We start from the raw sequence: 1,526 nt of genomic DNA on the forward strand, positions 1-1,526 counted from the left end.
GCGCTGCCGAGCGGCGCGGGGCCTGTTACCCTTCGCGCATCCGCATCGAGCGCCGAGGTAACCGTGTCCCCGACCCGATCCGCCGCCGCCGCGCCACCGGCATCGCGCGGCGCGCGCGCCTGCGTCGCGCTGCTGCTCGCCTGCAGCAGTGCGGCGCTCTCCCCCGCCCTGGCCGCCGGCTGCGTGGCACCGGGCACCTGGGCCCGTCCACAGGACGGTGCTGCCGAAACGCTCGACCCCCGCGAGTGGTTCGCCCGCCTCGCCGGCGCACGCGTCGTGCTGCTCGGCGAACACCACGACAGCGTCGAACAGCACCGCTGGCAGCTGCAGGTCATCGCCGGCCTGCACGCGCTGCGCCCGCAGCTCGTGATCGGGCTGGAGATGCTGCCGCGGCGGGTGCAGCCGGTGCTGGATCGCTGGGTGGCCGGCGGTTTCGACAGTGAGGCCGAGTTCCTGCGCGCCGTCGACTGGGACGAGGTCTGGCGCTTCGACGCCGCCCGCTACCAGTACCTGCCGATCCTGCACTTCGCGCGCATGAACCGTGTGCCGCTGCTGGCGCTGAATGTCGAGCGCACGCTGCTCAAGCGCGTCGGCAGCGAGGGCTGGGCCGCGATCCCGCCGGCGGCGCGCGAAGGAGTCGGCGATCCGGCCCGGCCGGCGCCGGCGTATCTCGAACGGCTGCGCGAAGCCTGGCGCCAGCACGCCCGCTCGGGCAGCAATGAACCCGACGAACCCGCCTTCCTGCGCTTCGTCGACGGCCAGCTGCTGTGGGATCGCGCGATGGCCGAAGCCCTGGCCGCACGCGCAAGCCGTGACAGCGACGCCCCGCTGCTGGTCGCGCTGCTCGGTGCCGGCCACGTGCGCGATGGCCTCGGCGTGCCCTATCAGCTCGACGCGCTCGGGGTTGACGGGGTCGTGAAGCTGCTGACCATCGGCCCGGAGCCCTGCACCGGCCTGCAGGCCGGCACGGCCGATGCGCTGTTCGGCCTCGCCGGCGACGGCACAGCCGGGCCGGCGCCGCTGATGCTCGGCGTCGTGCTCGCCACCGCCGCCGGCACCGGCGTGCGCATCGAGCGGGTGCTCGATGGCAGCCTCGCCGATACCGCCGGCCTGCAGGCCGGTGACCTGATCCGCAGCGTCGCCGGCCACCCCGTGCACAACCCCGCCGAGGTCGCCGCGCGCGTGCGTCCGACCGCGCCCGGCACCTGGCTGCCGGTCGAGATCGAGCGCGGCGGCCGCCGGCGGGCGGTGCTGGTGCGCGTGCCGCCGGAGCCCGGGGAATGAGGAGCGGCGCACGGCTGCGCCAGACGGCCGGAGCGCTGCTGCTGATCCTGTCACTGCCGGCCCCGGCTGCGACGCTGCTGCTCGACGTGCGCCTCGATCCGCAGGCGCGGCTGCTGGAAGGCGATGCGCAGTTCGATCCGCCGACCCCGGACTTCCTGCTCGGCGCGCGCTTCTCGCCCGAGCCGCCGGCCGCCTGGCGCCGGCTCGGCGACGACGGCCAGCCGCTGCCGCCGGTCGCCGAC

Annotated in this window: 2 protein-coding genes; both read left to right on the forward strand. The window is 75.6% G+C overall.

Going from position 1 to position 1,526, the window contains the following annotated elements:
* Positions 1 to 63: 63 nt before the first annotated feature.
* Positions 64 to 1,284 (forward strand): ChaN family lipoprotein, encoded by a 1,221-nt coding sequence (locus PKE44_RS19340; RefSeq protein ID WP_324554476.1) that lies wholly within the window; start codon positions 64 to 66, stop codon positions 1,282 to 1,284.
* The coding region (locus PKE44_RS19345; RefSeq protein ID WP_324554478.1) for a hypothetical protein at positions 1,281 to 1,526 on the forward strand (246 nt) is incomplete at its 3' end. The genes PKE44_RS19340 and PKE44_RS19345, both read left to right, overlap by 4 nt.

The sequence above is a fragment of the Plasticicumulans sp. genome (genome assembly GCF_035331805.1).
Taxonomy (GTDB): domain Bacteria; phylum Pseudomonadota; class Gammaproteobacteria; order Competibacterales; family Competibacteraceae; genus Plasticicumulans.